At 48.9% G+C, this 18291-nt stretch carries 18 protein-coding genes and 1 riboswitch; of the genes, 14 read left to right on the forward strand and 4 right to left on the reverse strand.

Annotation, left to right across the window (positions count from 1 at the left end):
• The first annotated feature begins 10 nt into the window (after nucleotides 1–10).
• Nucleotides 11–1243, forward strand: a complete 1233-nt coding sequence (locus tag ACGHZ6_RS09920; RefSeq protein WP_390618687.1) for a HupE/UreJ family protein — start codon at nucleotides 11–13, stop codon at nucleotides 1241–1243.
• Between the two features lie 127 nt (nucleotides 1244–1370).
• Nucleotides 1371–2954 carry an arylsulfatase gene (locus ACGHZ6_RS09925; RefSeq protein ID WP_390618688.1) on the forward strand — a complete coding sequence of 528 codons (1584 nt, stop codon included), beginning with the start codon at nucleotides 1371–1373 and terminating at the stop codon, nucleotides 2952–2954.
• 199 nt (nucleotides 2955–3153) lie between these two features.
• Here ACGHZ6_RS09925 and ACGHZ6_RS09930 read toward each other — a convergent pair whose 3' ends face one another.
• Genes ACGHZ6_RS09930 through ACGHZ6_RS09945 form a run of 4 tightly spaced genes read right to left on the reverse strand, consistent with a single transcriptional unit; the run spans nucleotide 3154 to nucleotide 7505 of the window.
• Nucleotides 3154–4464 carry a helix-turn-helix domain-containing protein gene (locus tag ACGHZ6_RS09930; protein ID WP_390618689.1) on the reverse strand — a complete coding sequence of 437 codons (1311 nt, stop codon included), beginning with the start codon at nucleotides 4462–4464 and terminating at the stop codon, nucleotides 3154–3156.
• A gap of 17 nt (nucleotides 4465–4481) precedes the next feature.
• A complete protein-coding gene (locus ACGHZ6_RS09935; RefSeq protein WP_390618690.1) occupies nucleotides 4482–5015 on the reverse strand; it encodes a DUF1254 domain-containing protein in 534 nt (177 codons plus the stop codon).
• On the reverse strand, nucleotides 5012–5587 hold the full coding sequence (locus ACGHZ6_RS09940) for a DUF1214 domain-containing protein (RefSeq protein WP_390618691.1): 576 nt from the start codon (nucleotides 5585–5587) through the stop codon (nucleotides 5012–5014). The genes ACGHZ6_RS09935 and ACGHZ6_RS09940 overlap by 4 nt, the downstream gene beginning before the upstream one ends.
• Before the next feature lie 13 nt (nucleotides 5588–5600).
• Nucleotides 5601–7505, reverse strand: coding sequence for a DUF3604 domain-containing protein (locus ACGHZ6_RS09945; protein ID WP_390618692.1), 1905 nt, complete (start codon nucleotides 7503–7505; stop codon nucleotides 5601–5603).
• Nucleotides 7506–7900: 395 nt separating this feature from the next.
• Here ACGHZ6_RS09945 and ACGHZ6_RS09950 point away from each other — a divergent pair, with 395 nt between their 5' ends.
• From ACGHZ6_RS09950 to ACGHZ6_RS10005, 12 genes are all read left to right on the forward strand, one after another.
• Entirely contained in the window at nucleotides 7901–8686 is a 786-nt protein-coding gene (locus ACGHZ6_RS09950) for a crotonase/enoyl-CoA hydratase family protein (protein WP_390618693.1), read from the forward strand.
• Between the two features lie 12 nt (nucleotides 8687–8698).
• Nucleotides 8699–9331, forward strand: a complete 633-nt coding sequence (locus ACGHZ6_RS09955) for a DsbA family protein (protein WP_390618694.1) — start codon at nucleotides 8699–8701, stop codon at nucleotides 9329–9331.
• On the forward strand, nucleotides 9331–9645 hold the full coding sequence (locus ACGHZ6_RS09960) for a hypothetical protein (RefSeq protein ID WP_390618695.1): 315 nt from the start codon (nucleotides 9331–9333) through the stop codon (nucleotides 9643–9645). The genes ACGHZ6_RS09955 and ACGHZ6_RS09960 overlap by 1 nt, the downstream gene beginning before the upstream one ends.
• Before the next feature lie 82 nt (nucleotides 9646–9727).
• A riboswitch (cobalamin riboswitch) is annotated at nucleotides 9728–9964 on the forward strand.
• A 33-nt stretch (nucleotides 9965–9997) separates the two neighbouring features.
• On the forward strand, nucleotides 9998–10180 hold the full coding sequence (locus ACGHZ6_RS09965) for a CbtB domain-containing protein (protein WP_390618696.1): 183 nt from the start codon (nucleotides 9998–10000) through the stop codon (nucleotides 10178–10180).
• 110 nt (nucleotides 10181–10290) lie between these two features.
• Nucleotides 10291–11244: a CbtA family protein gene (locus ACGHZ6_RS09970; protein WP_390618697.1), complete on the forward strand. Its 954-nt coding sequence runs from the start codon at nucleotides 10291–10293 to the stop codon at nucleotides 11242–11244.
• Entirely contained in the window at nucleotides 11225–12991 is a 1767-nt protein-coding gene (locus tag ACGHZ6_RS09975) for an AAA family ATPase (protein ID WP_390618698.1), read from the forward strand. Before ACGHZ6_RS09970 ends, ACGHZ6_RS09975 begins: the two co-directional genes overlap by 20 nt.
• A 65-nt stretch (nucleotides 12992–13056) precedes the next feature.
• Complete coding sequence (gene cobO, locus ACGHZ6_RS09980; RefSeq protein ID WP_390618699.1) at nucleotides 13057–13677, forward strand: cob(I)yrinic acid a,c-diamide adenosyltransferase; 621 nt, start codon at nucleotides 13057–13059, stop codon at nucleotides 13675–13677.
• Nucleotides 13677–15017 (forward strand): cobyrinate a,c-diamide synthase, encoded by a 1341-nt coding sequence (locus tag ACGHZ6_RS09985; RefSeq protein ID WP_390618700.1) that lies wholly within the window; start codon nucleotides 13677–13679, stop codon nucleotides 15015–15017. The genes cobO and ACGHZ6_RS09985 overlap by 1 nt, the downstream gene beginning before the upstream one ends.
• Entirely contained in the window at nucleotides 15010–15708 is a 699-nt protein-coding gene (locus ACGHZ6_RS09990) for a sulfite exporter TauE/SafE family protein (protein WP_390618701.1), read from the forward strand. Before ACGHZ6_RS09985 ends, ACGHZ6_RS09990 begins: the two co-directional genes overlap by 8 nt.
• The gene (locus tag ACGHZ6_RS09995; RefSeq protein WP_390618702.1) at nucleotides 15709–16839 is read left to right on the forward strand and encodes a cobalt-precorrin-5B (C(1))-methyltransferase; all 1131 of its coding nucleotides are present in this window, start codon (nucleotides 15709–15711) and stop codon (nucleotides 16837–16839) included.
• Nucleotides 16832–17614 carry a precorrin-6A/cobalt-precorrin-6A reductase gene (locus tag ACGHZ6_RS10000; protein WP_390618703.1) on the forward strand — a complete coding sequence of 261 codons (783 nt, stop codon included), beginning with the start codon at nucleotides 16832–16834 and terminating at the stop codon, nucleotides 17612–17614. Before ACGHZ6_RS09995 ends, ACGHZ6_RS10000 begins: the two co-directional genes overlap by 8 nt.
• A gap of 8 nt (nucleotides 17615–17622) precedes the next feature.
• A complete protein-coding gene (locus ACGHZ6_RS10005; RefSeq protein ID WP_390618704.1) occupies nucleotides 17623–18279 on the forward strand; it encodes a precorrin-8X methylmutase in 657 nt (218 codons plus the stop codon).
• Nucleotides 18280–18291 lie beyond the last annotated feature (12 nt).

Below are 18291 nucleotides of genomic sequence, written 5' to 3' on the forward strand. Positions count from 1 at the left end.
GGAGGGGCATATGCAGCGGCTATTTTTTCTCTTTGCGTTATTGCTGTTTACAGCTAACGGTTTGGCCCATAACCGCAGTGAGTCCTTTTCGGAATGGAGCTGGAACGCTAAGGATACGTCTACAACTGTCAGCTTTAGTTTTAGCGTATTACAGCGTGAGGCCACACGGATTCCATATGAATCTGATAGCGCACCAGAGTTAACTGCACTATTAGTGGAGCATCTGTCGCAAACTCTATCGATTAGCTTGGATAATCAATCCTGTTCCGTGGCAAAGCCGGTAACGGCTTTACCTTCTCGTGAAGGGTTTCTACGTGCCGAGGGGAGTTTTTCTTGTCAGGTGGCAAATAGTGAAGCCGCTCCAACTATCAAACTCGATAGTTTTTTCGATCTGCTGGCTACTCACACCCATTACGCTAAAGCCCGGCATGATGGCGAGGTGGCAGAGTTTCTCTTTACCCAAAGTCTTCGCGAGCAAACCTTCGAGTTAAATAATGATAGCGCTGAGGCCTCGCTAAGCCAGTGGCAAGCGTTTAGCCAATATCTGTGGATCGGGGCAGAGCATATCCTCGGTGGTATTGACCATTTGGCCTTTGTTTTTGCGTTGATTTTGTTGGCTGCAGGGTGGCGGGAAATGGCCTGGTTAATTACAGGTTTCACGCTGGGTCATTCTATAAGCTTGGTTTTGGCTGTGTTACAGCTGGCAAAACCCAATGGGATCATGGTAGAAGCTTTGATTGGCTTTACTATCGTTTTAGTCGTTGTTGAGGCCATCGGTGAGCGTAGTGATAAATTAAAACTACTTGCGCCAGGATTTGTGGCAGCCGGTATCGTTATGGCTTTCCTGTTGCTGCTTGTTAAACATGACGCAGGTCAGCTGCTGGTTGGCTCAATTGGGATAGCGATATTCTCCTATTGTTACTTACGGGTGGTCGCCGTTAGTGAAGTACGGGCGCGCTGGCGCCTATTGGTTACCTCGGTATTTGGCCTAATTCATGGATTTGGTTTTGCCGGAGGATTGCTGGAAACCGGGTTCCCTGCAGATCAATTAGCCTTTGTACTGCTTGGCTTTAACTTAGGTGTGGAGCTTGGGCAATTGTTGGTTTTATGCTTAGTACTGTCTGGCTTGTATTTTGCTCAGCAAAAGGCTTCAGATAGATTTCGAGTTACGGCTGTCAATCTGGTGGCCGCGAGCTTAAGTGGTTTGGGCTGTTTTTGGTTTGTATCGCGCTTATTGTCTTAAGAGAGGGAGTTCGGACTCCTGACTTATCGGGTATTTACTCTTTATGAGTCCGACCAAGCCGGTCGGACGCCTAGTCCTCTTAATAGGCGTAAGCTGTTGGATAACTGAGAAACTGCCGAGGTTATTAATGGCTTATAACAACAATTATCTATTACCAATTAAACGCTTAGGCCAGGCCTGCTTATTAGCGGGATTGGGCTTATCGACTCTCTCTATGGGAGCTGTGGCTGAAGACAAACCTGAGCGGCCTAATATTGTCATAATGCTGAGTGATAACCTCGGTTATGGCGATCTGGGCTCCTATGGCGGCGGTATCACCCGAGGTGCGCCTACGCCGCGTTTGGATGCCTTGGCCGAAGAGGGCATGCGTTTTACCAACTTCAATGTTGAAGCTGAATGTACGCCGTCCCGTTCTTCCCTGATGACCGGACGTATGCCTATCCGCTCGGGTACTACCCGTGCTGTACCTGTTCCTGGTCTTCCGGTGGGATTGGCACCTTGGGAATACACCATCGCTGAAATGCTCAAAGACCAGGGTTATAACACCGCGATGTACGGTAAATGGCATCTGGGTTATGTTGAAGATCGCCTGCCTATCAATCAAGGCTTTGATGAGTGGTGGGGCTTCCCGTTCAGTACCGATGTGTCCTGGTTCCCCGATGCCGTAGGCTTTGATCCCGACCTGTTTGAGACACCGCGTTTGTACGAAGGTAAGGCAGGCGAGGGCATCAAATTACTACAGCCATACGACAAGACTGTTCGCCCGTTTATTGACAGTATCATTGCGGAGAAATCCGTCGCTTATATCAAAGAGCATGCGGGTGATGAAGAGCCTTTCTTCCTTTATATCCCGTGGTCATTGGTTCACCATCCCTCAATTGCACACCCCGATTTTCAGGGTAAGTCAGGTGCCGGTAAATACGGTGATGCGATGATGGAGCACGATCATCGTGTAGGCCAGGTGCTGGATGCCATCAAGGAGGCGGGCATTTCAGATAATACCTTGGTGATCTATGCCAGTGATAATGGGCCGGATCGTGCAGAATATCCGTATGTGGGTAATAGTGGCCAGTACCGTGGCTATCTGGGAACGGTGCATGAAGGCTCTATTCGAACGCCAATGATTGCACGTTGGCCGAACAAAATCCCTGCCAAAGTGGCTACCAATGAGATTGTCAGTATTAACGATATCTTTCCAACGGTAGCGTCTATTGTAGGTGGAGAAGTGCCGGATGATCGAGCGATTGATGGTGTCGATCAAAAAGACTTTTTCCTGGGTAAGCAGGAAAAATCAAACCGCGAGAGCGTGCTGTTTTTGGCTGGCGAGCATATTACCGGTGTGAAATGGCGTCAGTTCAAAATCTATATGCACGGGGAAAGCCCGGATATTGATAAGCGCGGTTATCAGGAATTGTGGGCACCTCAAGCCTATAACCTGCAATTGGATCCGCAAGAAAGGCACGACATCGCACTACAGAATCTTTGGTTGTTGGCTGCGGGCTTGAAACCTGTATTTGAGTACGTATATAGCGTTGAGAAATACGGTTTGATTTTACCCGGTGGTGATAAACCTGAAGTTTACGAAGTGAGTAATATTCCTTTCTATAGTCCAGAGGCCCTTGAGTTGACGATGAGCTCTATTAAAAAGGAAGCCGTTAAGCAGATGATTAAGGACAAGTTTAATCAGTTAGTGGGGAAAGAGGGGAAGTGATTCCCCTTTATTACTCTTAGAAGAGTAGTTTTAAATTAACATCGTAGCGGCCAGAGTCCCGTTGTTCCTTTAGAGGCACGCTTTTCGGCATCCATGCCCGCTCTGCGTCGGCGTCCTGCCTCCGAAGGCCTCTAAAGGAACAACGGGACTCTGGCCTTCTACCCACCTTTATCTCACGAATAATAAGGTAGGTAATTGATTAGGCTGTTACAGGCTCGACAAGACTTTTCTTATACTGAGTAGGTGTCATTTGTGTGGTCTTCTTAAATGCTTCATAAAACGAAGACTTAGATTTAAAGCCTACTTCCACCGCCAGCTCAACAATAGGCATATTGCTTGTCGCTGGATCAGACATGAGTTTTTTCGCTAGTTGAATTCTGTAGTTGTTAACAAAACTAAAGAAGTTTTGGTTCAGTTGACCATTAATCACCTGTGATACCTGATGGGCTGTTAAACCAGTCCGTTCCGCTAAATCAGGTAATGTCAGCTCACAGTCTAAATAGAGCTCTTCGTCCTGCATGATTTTCATAAGCTCTATCTTATAACTTTCAGCATCTTCCAGACTTAGTCCCGAACGTTCATATTTAACCGATGTGATTTCTTTAGGGGTATCTGAAGCTTCCTCGTGATTGGGGGAGGGGGGGATTTCGGTTGCCTCTACAGGATCTGATTGAGTCTCTGTCACTGGTGATGGAATAGATGTTGGTTCACTGTGATCAGCTGCTTCAACACCCCAGATAATATTGGGTTGAAAGATGGCTGCGGTACCTATGCTGTAGATCAGCAGGACGAGAAAAATGTAAGGGATATTGGGTGCTAGTGCGGTGACATCAAAGTGACCGACCAAAATAAGTTGCGAGCGGTTAAAAACCAGGAATATGGCTAAAAATACCAAACAAACCAGCGATAGGCTTTGCAGCCAGCGTAAGTTCATGGGTTCTATAGAGGAGAAGTGCTGTTGTAATCTCTGATTGTGGTACTTGATCTGTTTTAGAACCAAAAAGCAGTAGATGCCAAATTGCAGGGCAAATAGATTACCTTGCAGGTGTAGATTTACCCAGGTTTGCCAAAAGAATGGAGCGATATCTGTAACTTGTTGCTCTAATACCAGATCGGTGCGATCGCTCCATAAATAGGTGATAAAGTTTCGCTGCTCTTCGATAGAGTAGGTGAAAAAGTTCAGTGAATTGATCAGTAGTAACACTGCTGGTAACAAGTGGAAGGCTTGTTTCCAGCTAACGGATTTTGTCGTCAAGCTAAAGGCATAGAGATAGAGTAGGGGCCCCCAGGCAAAGTCCAAAGGCGGGATCATGAGGGCAAAGCCAGGGTGCTGCATAAAGAACTCGGTTCGGACTACCCAGTTCTGCAATAACCCTAGAGATAGAACCAGAATTAAGCCCGCCATAAATCCGTTAGCGAGTCGATGACCGCTGCTCGCCAGTAACAAAACTGCTGCAAGGATTACTCCTTGCAGCATACCAAAGCCGTAAAGGAAGCCAATAAAATCCACTATGCCGTTGCCTAAGGTTATTTAAAGGGGGTTGCTATAAGTGAGCGCTGTAAGGCTTTGTATTCTTCGGCCATACTGCGATCAGGAATAACGAGGCGATTTAGCATAAGGCCTCGGTTATTTGGCGCCCGAAGGACTTGGATACCTTCAGTGTTATCAAATTTGGCGGTTTGTGACGCCAGGATTAACTTGAATTCTCCATCTTTTACTTCTCGATCATCAATAATGGCGAAGTTGCTGGTCTCAATATCATGGAAATTAAGCATCCAGTATTGATTGGGAATCACTTTGGCCGAAATTAATAAAGGTTCACTGCTAACATCGAAAACCATGCCGCTGTATAAAACATCTGGTGAAGGGCGAATAACAATACGATCGTTTTCTGTAATCATATCCTTATATAGAACCTTGTTGATTTTTGCTCCATCAGTACTGATCGACTTTTCCTGAATAATTAGCATGACACCATAGGGGATGGCCCATACAGCCATAACGTGCAAAGGTACTGCTAGCGCGAGAGAAATAAGAAGGTAGCGCTTCCAATTGATCATGAGCAGTTCTCCTTGGTGATTTTAGGTAAGGCAACGCTTTCAGGTTTGTCGTAAAACATCTGTCCAGGGTGGTAGAGACGCAGCGTCATGCTTAACTTGCCAAGATAATCTGCTAGTGGAATCCAATTGCCTTCCTGTTGCTGTGAAGAAAGATTAATAAGGAAGCTGCCATCGTCGTTAAATTCAGCGTTGTATTTGTTCCATGAATAGCGCTTTTGAGGATTTGGTATCAGGAAGCCGTCTTCCATATACACCGTCAAACTCCACCAGCGTGTGTCGAGTGCCTCTCCCTGAATTAGATAGTCACAGCTTGAGTGGAGTGGTTCTCCGTTGTCATCGGTATAGACCTTGTAATACACATTGACATTAGACGGGGATAGCGCACTAAACATTGCTGTCCAGGCTTTGTCATAGATGCCTGTATCGCTGGTGCCCATACTCAGGTTGGTGTTCCATGGGCCGTTATGAATCCAGCCGCTGAGATGGAAATATTTCAGGTAAACGAATGCACTTGAAGCCGCGATTACACATGCTAATAGCAGTGATGCAGGGATAAAAAACAGCTTTTTCATGTAATTCCCTTGGTTATAGTTTATTTGGTTGATTAGTTTTAATGGGTTGAGGGCTATACCAGATAGGTGAGGACCAGGCTCTTTCCTTTATAACGCTGATATTTTCGGCGGTTTTTGTGCCTAGCCTAATGGCGTCGTAGCTACTCCAGCGGCAGGTTGGATTTTGTAGGGCTCGAACGTAATAAAATGCAGAGTGGTCACTATTAAAGTTTGGATCCTGCCAAACTACTTTGATTTCCTCGTTACCACTCGTTGCGCTAACTTCACAGGTGTCGAGGTTCACCCGTGCACCATTGTCAGGGCATAAGCCGGTTTTAGGATCGGGTGACTGGTTGTTTGAGCAAGCAATATCAAAAACGGCTTCTTTGTTTTCGCCGTTTTCTACCCAACTTTTTATCATTTGAATACGATCCAGTTTTGCTCCGTTAGGATCCTTGGCTGCCCAGATTAAAAATTTGGGTTGAGTGCTCGTGGTTTCTTGTTGCAGGATGCCTCCCATAGGAACACCACCAGCGTAGGCCTGTTCAATCATGTCTTCTTGTTGGCTCAGCGCGGGGGAATAATCCCAGCCTGCAAAGAAGCGTAAGCGAATACGGGTACCGCTGGTGGCGTAGGTCTCTTTGTTTTTCATGGCATCAAAGATGGCCTCACGCGTATTTTCTTCTGCCCAAACTGCGGCCAGGCCTCCTGGGTTATAACTGAAGTGGGTGCCGGGCTGGAGTTTTTGCTTACCCAAACGCTTTTTGGCTGTGAGGTCTCGGAGACCAATTTTTCCACGGTAGTCCCATGCTTCTGTATCTCCTGGCGTGGAGTTGTGGGTATCCGTACTGCCGATAAATCCAAACCGTAATGGATTGAAATCTAATTGTTGTTCAAGCTGTAAACCAAATTTCAAACCGTCTCGGGCAAAGGAACCATCGCTGGCGCACTTACCGCGATTTTCGCCTTCACAGAGCGGATAGAATTGTTCAAAGCCACATTCCTCATCATTCGTGTTAAGGCCAATGGCGCATTCAGAATTCCCTTTGGCCTGGAAAATTTCAGCCAGGGGTTCGGATTGGCTCCGGCGCTGCCAATCAGCTTCTGTGTATGGGCCGCCGTCTTCATCCTCATAGCTATAGGCTTTACCCTGATAGCGGTTTAGATTATGTGGGATGGTCAGGAACTCGCATTCTCCTGCGCAGGTGTTTTCCAGAGTACGCCATAGGTCGAGTGCAGTGGGGGCATCAAAGGCAGACACCACATGGTCGGGAACTATATGGTTACGGAATAGAACATTACGGTGGGTTGAGCCCATATCTGGCCATAAGGGGGAATACTCATAAGCGTAGATTGTTGTAAAAACACCGGGTTCATATGCAGCGTCTGCTGCCTGCTGCATTTTTGACCAGGTTGTCTTGCCGTGTTTGCGGCAGAACTCGCCATCTTCGCCACACAGATCTATAGGGGCTTTGGGAGGGCGTGCAAGGGTGTCTCGCTTGAGATCGAAAAGCAGGCTCAGGGATGGGTTATCAAACTGCTGACAAAAATCTTTTTGTTTAGGGGTTAAATCTTTATCTGTACATCCTTCGAAGAGGCCGAAGCTTTCTGCATGGTCAGCAATGGCGACAAAATCTAACGGTTCAGTCAGTTGCGCGACTTCTCCGGAAAACAGCGTCATGGGTTCGCCTTGGGCAAAACGGTAGGCTTCTTCGGGCCCTTTACGGTTGCCCGATAGGTAACTGTCAAATGACCAGGACGTGTGTACGTGGGTATCGCCGAAATAGACGTTTTTCAGCGGATTCTTTTGCTGAACTGTTCTGGCTCGGAATGCGGGTTTGGTTATGGCATCCTCATTCTCTGCGGCGACTTCTGATAGCAGTTGTCGTTGGGCTTCAGATGTTAATCGAGTGACTTTTGAGTCTACTGCCTTTTTCAAATAATTGACTCCAACGGCTCCCGCGAAGCTTAAAGGTATCAAGGTGTAGATAAGAGCTTTTTTCATGTTCATTGTGGGTATGAAACGCTTGTTATTATTGCCGGTAGAGAGGGTTGTACTAAGGATAGTTCGGAAGCCTCGATAGATGCGTCCGGGCCAATCAATTCAAACAGGTGTTACCCAAAATCGTCCAAATGGTTTACGCCGACCTGTTCGGACATTGGGGGGACAAGCCCTTGTCATCCGTGGCTCCGAGCTATTCGGACGCTTTGGTGTTGCCCTGCTATGCCAATATTGTGGGTGTTAATGCCAATAACACCTCCTGGCAGTTGAAGCAGCCTTAAAAACTGGCACAATCACACCCTAAGCATTAAGAGATACAAGTGGAGCAAATAATGGAAGGTCGCGTTTCGATTGAAATCAATGACGGTATCGCAGAGGTCACACTGATCCGTGGCGATAAAATGAACGCCCTGGATAAACGCATGTTTGAGGCCTTGATTGAGGCCGGTGAACGCCTGAAGAAGGAGCCGGGTGTGCGAGTGGTGGTACTGTCAGGTGAAGGACGCGCTTTCTGTGCTGGTCTGGATATGTCCATGTTTTCGCCTGAAAACGCTATGGATCTGATACCTCGTACCCACGGTATTGCCAATATCTTCCAGCAAGTAGCCTGGGTTTGGCGCGAATTGCCTATGCCGGTGATTGCTGCTGTGCAGGGTACAGCCTTTGGGGGCGGTTTCCAGATTATGCTGGGCGCTGACATGCGTTATGCCCACCCGGATACCAATTTCAGTATTATGGAAATCAAGTGGGGTCTGGTGCCGGATATGGCGGGTACCCAGTTGTGGACCAACCTGGTTCGTGAAGATGTTCTACGCGAGTTGACCTACACCGGTCGTGTATTTAAGGCTCCGGAAGCCCTGGAGCATGGTTTTGTTACTCGTCTGGTAGAGGATCCCAAGGCTGAAGCCATGGCGATGGCTCGTGAGATTGCCGGTAAGAACCCTGAAGCCATTCGTGCCAATAAGCGTATTTTCAACGCCATGCGTAACCCGGATGAAGCTGAAGGCCTGATGCTGGAGTCTGTCGAGCAGCAGGCGATCATCGGTGGTCCGAATCAGATGGAAGCCGTAATGGCGAACTTCGAGAAACGTGCGCCTAACTTTAAAGATCCAGAGTAAGTCTGAGGCTTGATGTCAGCCATTCTCTATTATGTCCATGACCCCATGTGCAGTTGGTGCTGGGGTTATCGGCCAACTTGGGAGCAGTTACGCTCCCGGTTACCTGAAGGTGTCACTACCCGGAATCTTCTGGGGGGATTAGCGCCTGATTCTAATCTACCCATGCCGCAAGAGCTGCAACAGAAGTTGCAGGCTATTTGGCAGCAAATCCATACTCAGTTGGGCACGGAATTCAATTTTGATTTCTGGACGAAAAATCAGCCGCGCCGCTCTACCTATCCTGCTTGCCGCGCGGTGATTGCTGCGAGTATGCAGGGGCGGGAAGAGGATATGATTCTTGCCATTCAGCGGGCTTATTATCTGCGTGCTTTAAATCCATCGGATACCGCAACCCATCAGCAGCTGGCTGAAGAGCTGTCATTGGACGTTGGCCAGTTTATGCGGGATCTGGAAAGTTCTAGTACCGAACGAACCCTACAGCAGCAAATCAATCTCTCACGGCAGTGGCCCATTGCGGGTTTTCCGTCATTGGTACTTCAGATGAATGAGGCTGTTGTTCCAATCTCGCTGGATTATCGTGATTGTCAGAGTTCCCTGCAGGATATAACTGCCAAGCTGGCAGGGCAGATTATGGGACAGAGTTGATGCAATTGGTTGAGGACTTTATGTCGCTTTGCCAGGATTTCCTGCAACAGGATACGAGCGTTCTCGTGTCTATTGAGCAATTCTTTGGTGACCTATGGGTGGAGGAGGGCATTCTCCATTTTAGTTTGCCGGCGCTGTACCAATATCTGATCAGCTTTTCTGATGATGTGGAAAGTCCCGACTACAAGGGGTTTCGCCAAGCCTTGTACCGCAGTGACTTCAATACACAGTTAGCTATTATAGGTGCTCGTATTGATGTTCATGATTCCAGTGGTAAGGCTGACAGCTCTATCTATAGGTTGGTTAAAATATAATCCAAGATTGGTGCTGCGTTCGTTTAGCACATTCAAGCCCGTTTCCTGATAAGCCTTGTAAATACCGAGGTTGGCAACTATGATGACGTCCATCGGAGTAGGTGCCCAAGCCTTTTACCAACAGGCATTGGGATAATCTGGGAAGTATGGTCGTACACTCTGTCATTTAACGAGATGTACAATCCCATCGCTGCCCCCGCATCGGTAATAAAGAGTAGTCTGCTACAGCCACTGATATTGGAAGTTGGGAAGGCGCAGACACTGGTCAATAGTTGATCCTCTTTGAGCCCGAAGACCGGCCTGCTTTAAGTTCTTCATCTTGCACGGCGGGTGCTTGTTAAGGGGTTAAACTATGTCTATTGCTCAATCCACGTCAGTCCAGACGTCCGTTTCTCAGTCTTCAACTTTATTGCAAACCATGTCTGCCATGGCCTTTGGTGTTGTGGTGTTGTTGGCTGTGGGTTTTGCGCCTATGGATGCAGCGCATAATGCTGCTCACGATACGCGCCACTCTCTGGCATTTCCCTGCCACTAAACTCTATAACTTCCAAAGCCTGAAGCGATTGGCCGTTAAGGCTCGTTTCGTCAGGGCTTGATACAGCTCGACCTTAGCAGGTCGGGCTGTTTGTCGTTTGAGGAACGGATATGATTTTTCGAAGCATTATTACCAATGCATTATTGCTGGGCTTGGTGACCGGGATATTCCTGTCTATCACCCAACAAATTGGTGTTACCCCGATTATTTTCGCTGCTGAGTCATTCGAACAGAGTGAGGCAGAAACTGATACATCCGAGGCTGACGTTCCAACAACCACAGTTGTAGCAGAAGCGCCAGCTCAAGAGACTGTTTCAGTAGAACAGTCCGCACATGATCATTCTACCCATGACCATGCAAGCCATGATCACGGTGATAGCCATCATGATGCTACTGATCAAGCGGCAGTAGCAGGGCCTGCTGAGGTTCAATCGACTGTTGTACAGGAGCAGGTTGACCATCACGATGATCATGGCCATAGCCACGATGCCGACGCCTGGGCGCCTGAAGACGGCGCTGAACGTACTTTCTACACCTACGTATCCAATGTGCTTGCCGCGATCGGTTTTGCCGCTGTATTGCTGGCACTGATGGCGCAGGTTCAACTGCAAGGCTTGGCGCAGGTGTCTATAGGCCGCGGCCTGTTATGGGGTGGTGCAGGGTTTATTGCTTTGTTTTTGGTTCCTGGTATTGGTTTGCCCCCTGAAATTCCAGGTATTGAAGCAGCCGTGATTGGATCTCGCCAAAACTGGTGGCTACTGGCTGTAGTATCAGCGGCCGCAGGTTTGGGTGTTATTGCCTTTGCGCCTAAGTTCTACAAAGCGGGCGGGGCCGTGTTGTTGGCATTGCCATTTTTGATCGGTGCTCCTCATCCGGCCGGGCCTGCCTTTATCCATCCTGACCCTAAGGTTGTGGAATCACTGACCAACCTGCATGAGCAATTTATTATCGCCAGCGGCATCAGCAATCTGTTGTTCTGGTTATTGTTGGGCGCTGCTTGCGCTTGGGTTTTAAATCGTTGGCCACTAACCAATAGTGAAAGCGATGTCGTTCGAAACGGTTAAGTTCCCCTTTAGTGCTGTAGCTGGCCAAGCGTCATTTAAATTGGCGCTGATTCTGGCTGCCATCAATCCGCGTATTGGCGGGGTATTGATCAGTGGCCCACGGGGTTGTGCCAAGTCGACCCTGGCTCGTGGTATGGCCGATTTATTACCCGGAGCTGAGCACAATTTTGTTACTTTACCGTTGGGCGCCACTGATGAAATGTTGGTGGGCACTCTGGATTTGCAGAAAGTACTCGACGATAAAACCGTTGCTTTTAATCCCGGCCTGTTGGCGCGCGCTCACGGTGGTGTGCTCTATGTCGATGAAGTGAATTTACTGGGTGATAGCCTGGTGGATTTATTACTGGATGTAGCGGCCAGTGGGGTTAACCATGTTGAGCGCGATGGCATCAGCCACAGTCATGCGGCGGACTTTATTCTTGTTGGCACCATGAACCCGGATGAGGGGGAGTTGAGGCCTCAATTACAAGACCGTTTTGGGCTGGCCGTTGAACTGACCAACCAATACGCCATTGAAGAACGGGTGGAGATTGTACGTGCCCGTGAAGACTTTGATCGTGATCCTCAAGCGTTTATAGAGCGCTACCAGAGTCAACAGCAACAGCTGGTTGATGGTATTGCTGATGCAAGACGATTATTAAAAGACGTTAGCTGTCCCGACCCATTACGTACCCGAATTGCTGAATACTGCCATCAAGCCGGAGTGGATGGGTTGAGAGCTGATATTGTCTGGATGCGAGCTGCCATGGCCCATGCTGCCTGGGCAGGGAGAACGGCTGTTACTGAAGAAGATATTGATGCCGTGGCAGAGCTGGTATTACTGCACCGTCGTAATTCGTCAGGCGGGCAGGGCTCTTCAGGCGATTCATCCGGTAATGGTTCTGCCGAGAATAACCCTGGCCCTTCACAGGCAAAGCCATTTCAGCGTCCTATCGATAGTCGCTATAACACTGAGCAAAATTCGGCTTCCTCTGCTGAGAATAACTCCCGTTCTGATGGTGATTGGGGCGCTATGTTGCCTGAGTCAGAAAAAACGGCGCAGCGGACCAGTGCAGAACATTACCACCTTCCCGTAAAAAAACGTGACAATAAGACCATGCCTTTGTTACGCCAATTGAGTCGTTGGAGCAGTAAGGGCAAGGGCAGGGTACTTGGTGGTCAATATCGCGGTCAGCATGACAGTCAGCAACCTGATTGGTTTCGCAGTTTATTAGCCAATCGAGGTCAATGGCCGTTGCAGCGTTTAATTAAGCGCCGTAGCCAAACCGGGCAGCCGGTTTTGCATTTAATCTTGTTGGACACTTCAGCTTCAACTTTGCAGCAATCGCTTTTTGCTGAGGCAAAAGCAGCAGTGCTTGCCATTGCAGACAAAGCCTATTGTCGACGTGAGCAAATCACTATCTTGGGATTTGGAAATCAGCAGGTGGATTCGATCCTGCCTCGCGTACAAGCGCCAAAACAGCTACGCCAGCTGCTGGACAAGATCAGAGCTGGAGGAGGAACACCTCTACGCCAAGGCTTGAGTCAGGCCAAAGACTACATTGAGCAGCTGGCCAAACAGTATCCGGAGCTTGCCGTAACCACCTATATTCTTACCGATGGGCGAAGCACGCAGTCTGTTAGAGATCTGCAATTACCGGGTAAGAGCTTGTTAATTGATATTGAATCCTCACAGGTAAAACGTGGGCGAGGTGCAGAGATTGCCCGCGATATTGGTGCGGATTATTTTTCTCTCGCATTGGCTTAACGAGAAATGGCATAACCCATACCGCCAACGTGTAACGAATTAGAGTAACTGTATAGAGTAACCCTATGACTCAGCAAAAAGAGCAAACCGAGCTAGAGCAAAGCGCCCATCAAAAACGCATGGCCAGCCGCAAAGCGGTGATGGACGCTAAAATTGCCAAAGCCACCGAAGAGCGCGGCGTGCTTATTTTGTTGAAAGGTAATGGCAAAGGTAAAAGCAGTTCAGCTTTTGGCACTATGGCCCGTTCGGTTGGCCATGGTAAGCACTGTGCCGTAGTACAGTTCAGTAAAGGGCGCACTGAGACGGGCGAGTACAAATTATTTAAAGACCATCCACAAATCGATTGGCATGTCATGGGGCACGGCTTTACCTGGGAAACCCAGGACAAATCCAGAGATATTGAGGCCGCTGAAAAAGCCTGGGCCGTAGCAGAAAAACTGTTACAGGATGAATGCTATGACATGGTTGTACTCGATGAGATGAGTTACATGTTCAAGTACGGTTATCTGTATGTCGAGCCGGTTGTTGAAGCCCTCAAAAAACGCCCGAAAATGCAAAGTGTCATTATCACGGGCCGTACCATGGCACTGCCATTACAGGATATTGCCGATACCATCAGTATTGTGCAGGACGAACGTCATGCGTTTCGTTTAGGTGTAAAAGCGCAAGCGGGGATTGAGTACTGATGTCAGCTTTACCGTCAACAAGTTGTCCTGCACTGTTTATTGCAGCACCTTCCTCCGGTCAGGGTAAAACGACTGTTACCGCCGCCATGGCGCGTCTATTTAGTCGGCAGGGCAAAGTGGTGCGGGTATTTAAAACCGGTCCCGATTATCTTGACCCACAAATACTGGAACAGGCCTCAGGGAATCCGGTAGAGCAGCTGGATATGTGGATGGCAGGTGAAACCTACTGCCAGCAAAAGCTGTTTGACGCCGCCCAGGTTGCCGATTTGATTTTGGTTGAAGGCGCCATGGGATTATTTGATGGTGAGCCCTCCAGTGCGGATCTCGCAGCCCGATTTAATATTCCCGTTGCTTTGCTCATGGATGTCAAAGGCATGGCACAAACGGCGGCGGCTATTGCTACCGGGTTGGCCAATTTCCGTGATGATTTTCGCGTGGCAGGTTTGTTGGCCAATAACTGTGGTAGTGAACGGCATGCCCAGTTAATTCGTGATGCACTGCCAGAAAATCTGCCGCTATTGGCGGTGTTAAAGCGTGATCCGGCGGTGGCTTTACCAGAGCGACATTTAGGCTTAGTTCAAGCCAGTGAGGTTCGGGATGAGTTGGAAATTCGCCTGGATACGGCCGCAGATTGGCTGCAAGCCAGTGGTCTGGCGATTGACTCTGAGGCATTGCTGCATCAAGTTGAATTTAAGGCGCCAGGTGTTGAGCCTGTTACTGTTGAACCCGTCTTGGCGAATAAAACCATTGCACTTGCCAGTGATGAGGCATTTAGTTTTATTTACGATGCCAATATAAAACAATTGCAAGCGCTCGGCGCCAAGGTTACGAGATTTTCGCCGCTGCATGATAAAGAACTGCCTCAAGCTGACGGGCTCTGGTTGCCTGGTGGTTACCCAGAATTACATGCGCAGCAGTTGTCGGCTAATACCGATATGCTGAAATCCATTCAGGCATTTTATCAGCAGGGCAAGCCTATATTGGCCGAGTGTGGTGGATTCCTTTATTGTCTGGAAACCCTGACCGATTTAGACGAATCTCAGTACCCTATGCTGGGTTTACTTGAGGGACATGGCGCTATGCGCGGTAAACGCGGTTGCCAGGGCATGCAAACAGCACCTTTGCCCGAAGGTGAGATTCGCGCGCACGCTCACCACCGTTCCCGCAGTTTTGATACTGCAGAACCTATTGCTTATGGACGTCGTCAGCGCCACCCAGCGCCGGGCGAGGCGATTTATCGTCAAGGCCACTTAACGGCCAGTTATCTTCATTTGTTTTTTCCATCTAACCCGGAGGCTATCGGTTCTCTGTTTTCCGGGCAGGAGATTGTTCATGTTTAGTAGTCTTTCCATTGTCGGTGTGGGTTTTGCCCTGGGTTTATTGCACGCTTTTGATGCCGACCATGTGATGGCCGTTTCAGCGTTAAGTTCTCGTAAACCGGGTTTTTGGCGCACACTGCGTTTTAGTGCCAACTGGGCTTTGGGTCACAGTGGTGTGCTTATTCTGGCCGGACTTTTATTGTTTGGTTTGGGCCAGGAAATCCCGTTAGCGTTGCAATCTTTTGCCGAGGCCAGTGTTGGAGTTTTGTTAATTGGTTTAGGCCTGATGTGCTTTTGGCGTTTCCGCCAGCAGCGTATGCGCCTCAATACCCATACCCACACTTACGGTGATACCGAGGTTGTGCATACCCATTGGCATTTGGACGATCACACGCAGAGTGATGCCAAAGGTAGTGCCAAGCAGGATACTCATGCCCCGGTTATGGTGGGTATGTTGCACGGTTTGGCCGGCAGTGCGCCGGCCTTGGCGCTGGTGCCTGCCGTGGCGCAAGGGCAATTATCCTTAGCAATTTTCTACCTGGTACTGTTTTCAGTCGGGGTCATGTTATCCATGCTGGTATTTGGTTCCGGGTTGGGTTCTTTACAACAATATTTGCAGCATAAACATATGCGCGTATTTATGTTTAGCCGCTATTTAATCGCGACTGCCGCTATTTTACTGGGCGGTTTTTGGTTAACCCAGGCCGGATAAATGTGGCCGGAAAGCGGTGAACATCAACAACCGCTTCGCACGGGACTGACAACCGGTTGCTGTGCTACGGCCTGTTGTGTTGCCGCCGCAGAGTTATTGTTAAATCCTGGTAGTGTCGCCAGTGATAGCCTTCGGGTTAGTGTCACTTTGCCGAGAGGTAAAACCGTTGAGCTGGACGTCATTGAGCTTGGTTTGCTTGAACAGGGCAATCTCGATAAAGCGGGTCAGGGCGCAGCGTTTGCTGCAACTATCAAGGATGCCGGTGATGACCCCGACGTTACCCATGGGGCTAAGGTATTTGTTGAGCTGACTTTACGAGCGCAACCCGGCATTGAATTTGTTGCCGGGCCGGGGGTGGGAACCGTCACCCGTGACGGATTGGTGCTGGCCGTAGGTGAGGCAGCGATTAACCCGGTGCCTCGCAAGATGATGATTCAGCATTTGGAAGATATTGCTTCGAACTATAAGTATCAGGCTGGATTTCGTGTCTCGGTGGGTGTGGAGAAGGGTGAGCAGCTGGCACTAAAAACCATGAATCCGCGTTTGGGTATTGTCGGTGGTTTGTCCATTCTGGGAACCACCGGCATTGTCAGACCGTTTTCCTGTGCGGCCTATATCGCCTCGATTCATCAGGGCATTGATGTTGCCAAGGCCAATGGCTTTGATCATATTGCGGCAACCACAGGCAGTACCAGTGAAGCAACGATACGCTCGATATACTCGTTGCCAGAGATGGCATTAATCGAGATGGGTGATTTTGTTGGCGCGGTGTTGAAATATTTAAAAAAGCAGCCGGTAAAGAAACTGAGTATTTGTGGTGGCTTCGGCAAGATCAGCAAATTGGCTAACGGCCATTTGGATTTACACAGCCGGGCATCGTCGATCGATCTTGAGCACCTGGCAGGTTTGGCAGAGTCGATAGGTGCCGATAAGGCATTGGTTGAGCGAATTATTGCGGCCAATACCAGTATTGAAGCCTATAGGTTGTGCGAAGAAGAAGGCTTAAACCTGGCTCAGCCGGTTTGCGAGGCGGCGTTTGCTAAGGCTCGTGGCATTGTGCCTTCCGGGGTTGAGCTTGAAGTTTTGGCAACAGATCGCCAGGGCAAAGTGTTAGGGCGTACGAGTGAATAAACGCATTTTATTATTGGGCGGTACAGCTGATGCGCGTCATTTGGCAACAGAGCTGCATCATTGTGGAATACCGATTATTTACAGTGTTGCCGGTTTGGTTAGAACACCGGATATTTCCTGTGAGGTAATTAGTGGTGGTTTTAGCCAGCATGGTGGTTTACAGCGTTTTGTGCTGGATCAACAGGTGGTAGGCATTATTGATGTAACCCATCCCTATGCTGCCACCATGACCGAGACGGCGTTTGAGGTAACCCGTAAATTGGGACTGCCTTTCTGGCGATTTAATCGCCCGGCGTGGCAAAAAAAGGCAAATGACCACTGGCAGGAGTTTTCGTCCTGGGAGTCGCTGACTGTCGCATTGGCCGGTAAAAGCTCGGTTTTTTTTACAGCAGGGCAGTTGCCTTCAGAAGTGTTAGCCCCGCTGGCGGAAATGGCAGCTACAGGACAGCGCCAGTTGTTGCGCACGGCGGTGAAGCCAAAGCACGAAATATCCGAGGCTATGCAATGGTTAAAAGCCATTGGTCCTTTTGACTACGCCAACGAGGACACCCTGTTTGAACAGCACAAGATTGATGTGCTGGTGAGTAAAAACAGTGGTGGAGATTCAACCCGTGCCAAACTTGATGTCGCTCGTGAGCGTGGTGTGGAGGTGTTTATGTTATCCCGACCTCAGGAGCCTGAAGCGATAAACCCTTATTCGGAATTAACTGTATGCCGTGATGACGTGCTGCAGTGGTTCCATCAACATCAGATCAATGATCATCAATGGATGTAAACCACACTATGCAATTCGACTCTCTGTCTTTTGACTATGAAATTGATCCTAAAGCAATCGAAGTGGAAAGCTTTCGCCAAATTCGTGAGCTAACGCCACTTGATGGATTAAGTCGTGAACAGCAGCAGGTGGTTATGCGCATTGTTCATAGCATTGGCATGCCGGAGGTGGGTGAGCAAGTTCGCTTCAGCAGTCAGGCCTGTGAAAAGGGCTTACAGGCCTTGGCTGCAGGTAAACCAATTCTGTGTGATGCGGAAATGGTTAAGCAGGGGATCACCAAGCGTATGATTCCTGCGCCGCCGTTGTGTTATTTAAATCACCCTGAGGTGCCAGAGTTAGCTAAGGCTCAGTCCGAAACGCGTTCCATGGCGGCTTTGGCGCTTTGGCAAGAACATTTAAAAGACAGTGTGGTCGTGATCGGTAATGCACCAACCGCCTTGTTCCGCTTACTGGAAATGTTACAGCAGGGGGCTGATAAGCCTGCCTTGATTATTGGTATGCCGGTAGGTTTTGTCGGTGCTGCAGAATCCAAGCAAGCCTTGTGGGATTGTCATCAAGATCTGGGCGTTGAGTGTATTACGTTGTTGGGCCGTCAAGGTGGCAGTGCAGTGTCTTCGGCGACCTGTAATGCATTATTACGCTGTAATCACAATGAGTGGTACTAATTAGGTGGAAAA

Source organism: Maricurvus nonylphenolicus (assembly GCF_042854845.1).
Classification (GTDB): domain Bacteria; phylum Pseudomonadota; class Gammaproteobacteria; order Pseudomonadales; family Cellvibrionaceae; genus Maricurvus; species Maricurvus nonylphenolicus.

Bases quoted from the DNA above. Each gene is read 5' to 3' on its own strand.
- ACGHZ6_RS09920 (WP_390618687.1), top strand. From the start codon at position 11: ATGCAGCGGCTATTTTTTCTCTTTGCGTTATTGCTGTTTACAGCTAAC.
- ACGHZ6_RS09925 (WP_390618688.1), top strand. From the start codon at position 1,371: ATGGCTTATAACAACAATTATCTATTACCAATTAAACGCTTAGGCCAG.
- ACGHZ6_RS09935 (WP_390618690.1), bottom strand. From the start codon at position 5,015: ATGATCAATTGGAAGCGCTACCTTCTTATTTCTCTCGCGCTAGCAGTA.
- ACGHZ6_RS09940 (WP_390618691.1), bottom strand. From the start codon at position 5,587: ATGAAAAAGCTGTTTTTTATCCCTGCATCACTGCTATTAGCATGTGTA.
- ACGHZ6_RS09950 (WP_390618693.1), top strand. From the start codon at position 7,901: ATGGAAGGTCGCGTTTCGATTGAAATCAATGACGGTATCGCAGAGGTC.
- ACGHZ6_RS09955 (WP_390618694.1), top strand. From the start codon at position 8,699: ATGTCAGCCATTCTCTATTATGTCCATGACCCCATGTGCAGTTGGTGC.
- ACGHZ6_RS09960 (WP_390618695.1), top strand. From the start codon at position 9,331: ATGCAATTGGTTGAGGACTTTATGTCGCTTTGCCAGGATTTCCTGCAA.
- ACGHZ6_RS09965 (WP_390618696.1), top strand. From the start codon at position 9,998: ATGTCTATTGCTCAATCCACGTCAGTCCAGACGTCCGTTTCTCAGTCT.
- ACGHZ6_RS09970 (WP_390618697.1), top strand. From the start codon at position 10,291: ATGATTTTTCGAAGCATTATTACCAATGCATTATTGCTGGGCTTGGTG.
- ACGHZ6_RS09975 (WP_390618698.1), top strand. From the start codon at position 11,225: ATGTCGTTCGAAACGGTTAAGTTCCCCTTTAGTGCTGTAGCTGGCCAA.
- cobO (WP_390618699.1), top strand. From the start codon at position 13,057: ATGACTCAGCAAAAAGAGCAAACCGAGCTAGAGCAAAGCGCCCATCAA.
- ACGHZ6_RS09985 (WP_390618700.1), top strand. From the start codon at position 13,677: ATGTCAGCTTTACCGTCAACAAGTTGTCCTGCACTGTTTATTGCAGCA.
- ACGHZ6_RS09990 (WP_390618701.1), top strand. From the start codon at position 15,010: ATGTTTAGTAGTCTTTCCATTGTCGGTGTGGGTTTTGCCCTGGGTTTA.
- ACGHZ6_RS09995 (WP_390618702.1), top strand. From the start codon at position 15,709: ATGTGGCCGGAAAGCGGTGAACATCAACAACCGCTTCGCACGGGACTG.
- ACGHZ6_RS10005 (WP_390618704.1), top strand. From the start codon at position 17,623: ATGCAATTCGACTCTCTGTCTTTTGACTATGAAATTGATCCTAAAGCA.